This is a genomic window from Brachybacterium sp. AOP42-C2-15, assembly GCF_052377065.1.
In the GTDB taxonomy this organism is placed as follows: Bacteria; Actinomycetota; Actinomycetes; order Actinomycetales; family Dermabacteraceae; genus Brachybacterium.
Window position 1 is genome coordinate 1 of sequence record NZ_JBQSWK010000083.1, and the last position, 4187, is coordinate 4187.

5 protein-coding genes are annotated in these 4187 nt (G+C 65.2%); 4 read left to right on the forward strand and 1 reads right to left on the reverse strand.

Annotation, left to right across the window (positions count from 1 at the left end; genetic code table 11):
• The first annotated feature begins 229 nt into the window (after positions 1-229).
• From ACT3SQ_RS18980 to ACT3SQ_RS18995, 4 genes are read left to right on the forward strand one after another with little or no spacing between them, the layout of a single operon-like run.
• Complete coding sequence (locus ACT3SQ_RS18980; RefSeq protein ID WP_193107394.1) at positions 230-1237, forward strand: ABC transporter substrate-binding protein; 1008 nt, start codon at positions 230-232, stop codon at positions 1235-1237.
• On the forward strand, positions 1234-2007 hold the full coding sequence (locus ACT3SQ_RS18985; protein ID WP_443370448.1) for a class I SAM-dependent methyltransferase: 774 nt from the start codon (positions 1234-1236) through the stop codon (positions 2005-2007). The genes ACT3SQ_RS18980 and ACT3SQ_RS18985 overlap by 4 nt, the downstream gene beginning before the upstream one ends.
• Positions 1979-3016: a FecCD family ABC transporter permease gene (locus ACT3SQ_RS18990; protein WP_443337272.1), complete on the forward strand. Its 1038-nt coding sequence runs from the start codon at positions 1979-1981 to the stop codon at positions 3014-3016. The genes ACT3SQ_RS18985 and ACT3SQ_RS18990 overlap by 29 nt, the downstream gene beginning before the upstream one ends.
• Positions 3013-3813, forward strand: a complete 801-nt coding sequence (locus ACT3SQ_RS18995) for an ABC transporter ATP-binding protein (protein WP_193107399.1) — start codon at positions 3013-3015, stop codon at positions 3811-3813. The genes ACT3SQ_RS18990 and ACT3SQ_RS18995 overlap by 4 nt, the downstream gene beginning before the upstream one ends.
• A gap of 71 nt (positions 3814-3884) precedes the next feature.
• Here ACT3SQ_RS18995 and ACT3SQ_RS19000 read toward each other — a convergent pair.
• The coding region (locus ACT3SQ_RS19000; protein ID WP_444502869.1) for an IS3 family transposase at positions 3885-4187 on the reverse strand (303 nt) is incomplete at its 5' end.

The window sequence follows — 4187 nt, forward strand, 5'->3', positions numbered from 1 at the left end:
CCGAGCTGCGCAAGCAACAGGTCCGCATAACTTCGACTATGCGCATCAGCTTCCGGGGCTCCCCGATCGACCATCCCCCACCCGCAGCGGAGCGACGGATGGGTTGCCGAGGACGACAGGCGTGGAGATTAACGTACGGCGCGGCGAGGCGCCGGTGTCGTACGGATCACCTCAACTCGAGGCCTACCTGTGGTCAGAGCCGCGTCCATGCGCGACATATACTCATGTCATGCGAATGATTCCCATTACCCGTATGGCTGTGGTGGCATCTGTTGTGGTGCTCGCGGCTTGCAGTTCCCCCTCGGCCGACCCCTCCTCTGATGACAGCGTGGCAGCGGCTCAGCTGACCAGCTGCGGGCTTGAACTGGCGTTCGATCGCGTGCCCACGCGTGCGGTCACGCTGGAGCAGGGATCGACCGAGATGATGTTGGCGCTCGGGCTTGGTGACTCGATGGCGGGTACCAGCTACCTGACTGACGCTGTCGCGCCGGAGTTCGCAGATGCTTATGAGCAGATCCCGGTACTGGCCGATCAGTACCCGACGGCGGAGCAGCTTCGCGGGGCGGATCCGGACTTTGTCTACTCGATGCGGGCCTCTGCGTTTGCCCCCGATGCGGTGGGAGAACGCAGCGAGTTGCGTGACCTGGAGGTCCCGGCGTATCTGTCGTCGAACGACTGCGAGGACCCGAACTTGGTCTCTGCCGAAGGAGGCTTCGAGCAGATCTTCGCTGAGGTGACCGATATCGCGACGATCTTCGATGTGGCCGACCGGGGCGAGGATCTGATCGACGCGCAGCAGGAGGTTTTGGATCAGGTGGCTGCCTCGGCTCAGGCTCTGGACGGGGTGGAGGTGGCCTGGATCTACTCCACTATTAACGGCGCTCCCATCGTGGCCGGAAATGCCGGCCTACCGCAGACGATGACCGAGCTCGCCGGCGCCGAGAACGCCTTCGATGATCTGGACGCCCAGTGGACCGAGACCAGCTGGGATCAGATCTCCCAGCGTGATCCTGATGTGCTGGTGTTGGCTGACCTCTCTCGCGGCCTGGACGGCGACAGCGCACAGGACAAGATCAAGACCCTGCGTGCTGACCCGGTCACCGCGCAGCTCGCTGCGGTGCGGGAGGACCGGATGGTCGCGATCCCAGCTACCGAGATGGATCCGTCCGTGCGAAGCATCAATGCGCTGGAGACGTTGTCAGAAGCATTGGTCGAGCTTGAGGGGGCTCACCGATGAGCAGGGGTGTCGATGCTGTGGCCGAGTGGGCCCGCGATCATCTGGAGAGCTGGGACCGGCAGCAGGCCTCGTACATCAACCGGCGCGAGGACCGGTTCGCCGTGATGCTCGACGTGCTGGCCGAGACGGTTCCCGAGGACGCTTTGGTAGTGGACCTCGCATGCGGTCCGGGGTCGATCTCGGATCGGGTACTGCGGAGATTCCCGCGGATGAGCTGTCTTGCTGTCGATTACGACCCGATGCTGCTCGAGCTCGGTCGACTCGCCCTGGCCGAGCACGGTGATCGGGTGACCTTCCGCGAGGCGGATCTCTGGGACCCGACGTGGATTGAGGCTCTGGGTGGTCGGCGGCCGCACGCGGTGCTGTCCTCGACCGCGTTGCACTGGCTGCCGGCCGATGTGCTGAGCCGGGTCTACCGCGAGGTGGGCGAGCTTCTGCTCCCTGGCGGTGTGCTGATGAACGCCGATCATCTGCGTCAGCTCGAGGGGCGTCCGTTGTTCGAAGAGCTGAGTCGCCGGGATGACGCGGCTACCCAGGCTCGCGATCAGGCATCCGGCGCGCTGACCTGGGACACTTGGTTTTCTCGAATCGCTGATCACCCTCACTTCGCGCCCCTTCGTTCCGAACGGGAGCGCCGCTTCGCGAACAGACCGCCGAACCCGGATCTGAGCGCCGCGTTCCATGTCGCCGCGATGCGTGCCGCGCAGTTCCGCGAGGCGGGGCCGATCTGGCAGCACCTCGATGACTTCGTCATCCTCGCGCAGCGCTGAGCGGGTTCGCCAGATCGCGACGGTACTCGGCGCGTGGCTGGTGCTCGTCGCAGGCGTTCTTGTGTCGATCGTGGTCGGTGGCGGTGAGATCGGATGGTCAGAGACGCTGCGATCGCTAGGGAGCCACATCGGCCTGCCGGTGGAGCCGTTGTCGACGTTGGCCGATTCGGTGATCTGGCAACTTCGAGCCCCCCGTGCGCTCATGGCTGCGGTGGCCGGTGCTGGTCTAGCGACCTGCGGCGCGCTCTTGCAGGCGGTCACCCGAAATGCGTTGGCGGAGCCCTACCTTCTGGGCATCTCCTCGGGGGCCTCGACCGGGGCTGTTTTGGTGATGGTCACCGGGCTCGGCGCGGGGGCACTTTCCCTGGCGGCGGGCGCCCTGGTCGGCGGGTTGGTCGCTTTCGGGCTGGTCCTCGCCCTGCTCGGGCAGCACGCCTCAAACACGGGACGACTGGTCCTGACCGGGGTCGTGGTCGGGCAGCTTTTCACCGCGATGACATCGTTGGTTCTGCTCGGGTGGGGCGACGCGGACGCCGCGCGTGGCTTGACGTACTGGCTGACCGGGTCACTGGCAGCCGCGCGCTGGCCTGCTGTCGCGTTATGTGTCGGGGTAACCGTCATTGCCCTGGTGGTGGCACGACTTATCGCATCCGACCTCGATGCCTTCGCTTTCGGTGCCGTTGCCTCCGCTTCGCTCGGGGTGCCTGTGACCGCGGTGCGGAGCATCGCGCTGGTCGCCACCGCTGCGGTGACGGCGGTCGTGGTGTCCGCTGTGGGGGCGATCGGTTTCGTCGGCTTGATCGTCCCGCATGCGGTCCGTGCCCTGATCGGTCCCCAGCATCGGCGTCTGTTGCCCGCCAGTGCGTTCGGTGGCGCAGTCTTTCTCCTGCTAGCTGACCTGGTTGGGCGGATAGTTCTCGCTCCGCGGGAGCTGCCTGTGGGAGTGATCACTGCACTGATCGGTGTTCCGGCCTTCTTGATCGTCTTGCGCCGTAAGGAGCGGACATGACCCTGTCGCTACACGGCGAGCAACTCACCTACTCGGTACGGGGACGCCTACTGCCGATCCTGGACGGGATCGACTTCACTGCTACCCAAGGCAAGGTCACGGGGCTACTTGGCCCGAACGGCTCCGGCAAGTCGACGCTGCTCCATATCCTGGCGGGCGTGTCCGCTCCCACATCCGGGCAGGTAAGAGTCGGAGATCGACCATTGAAGGAGCTCCCTCGCAGGGACCGAGCCCGTCAGCTGGCCATGATGGAGCAAGCCAGCGACACCGACACCGATCTCACTGTCGCCGATGTTGTCGCCCTAGGCAGACTGCCCCACCGAGCACGCCTAGCCCTCGAGAGCCCGCACGACGTCGATGCCTGCGACCTGGCATTGAGCTCAGTGGGGATGACGGGAACCGAGCGCCGGCGCTGGCGGACCTTGTCCGGTGGAGAGCGCCAACGAGTACACGCAGCCCGTGCACTGGCACAAGAACCCGCCGTGCTACTGCTGGATGAGCCGACAAATCACCTGGACATCAAACACCAGCACCAGCTGCTGTCAATGCTGAACCAGCTGACGAGCGGTGGTCTGACGGTCGTTGTAGTCCTGCACGATCTCTCGCTGGCAGCCCAATACTGCGACCAAGCGGTGGTCCTGGATAGCGGCCGAGTCCACGCAGCGGGTGAGATCGCCGAGGTGCTGACCTCCACAACCCTACGCAAGGTCTTCGGCGTCGAAGCACAGATCGCGCGTGCAGGCGAACGCCTGTCGGTCCAGATCCTTGGGGTCACCGGGCCGCTACCCGCTGCCTGACCGGCTCCGCCCAAGCCACAGGCTGGTTACCCCTGATGGGACTGCCGCACGTTTAGGTGACAGTTGGGGTGTCAGGCCGCGAGTGCGACCGGGTTCATGATGGTCTCGTATTCGATGGGGGTCAATCGACCCAGGCGAGCCTGCCGGCGCCGGCGGTGATAGGTCCTCTCGATCCAGGTGATGATCGCGATCCGCAGCTCTTCTCGGGTCCGCCACCGCTTGCGGTCCAGGACGTTCTTCTGGAGCAGCGCGAAGAACGACTCCATCGCGGCGTTATCGCCGGCAGCGCCGACCTGGCCCATCGATCCGATGAGGTGATGACGGTTCAGGGCGTGCACGAATTTCCGTGACCTGAACTGAGATCCACGGTCCGA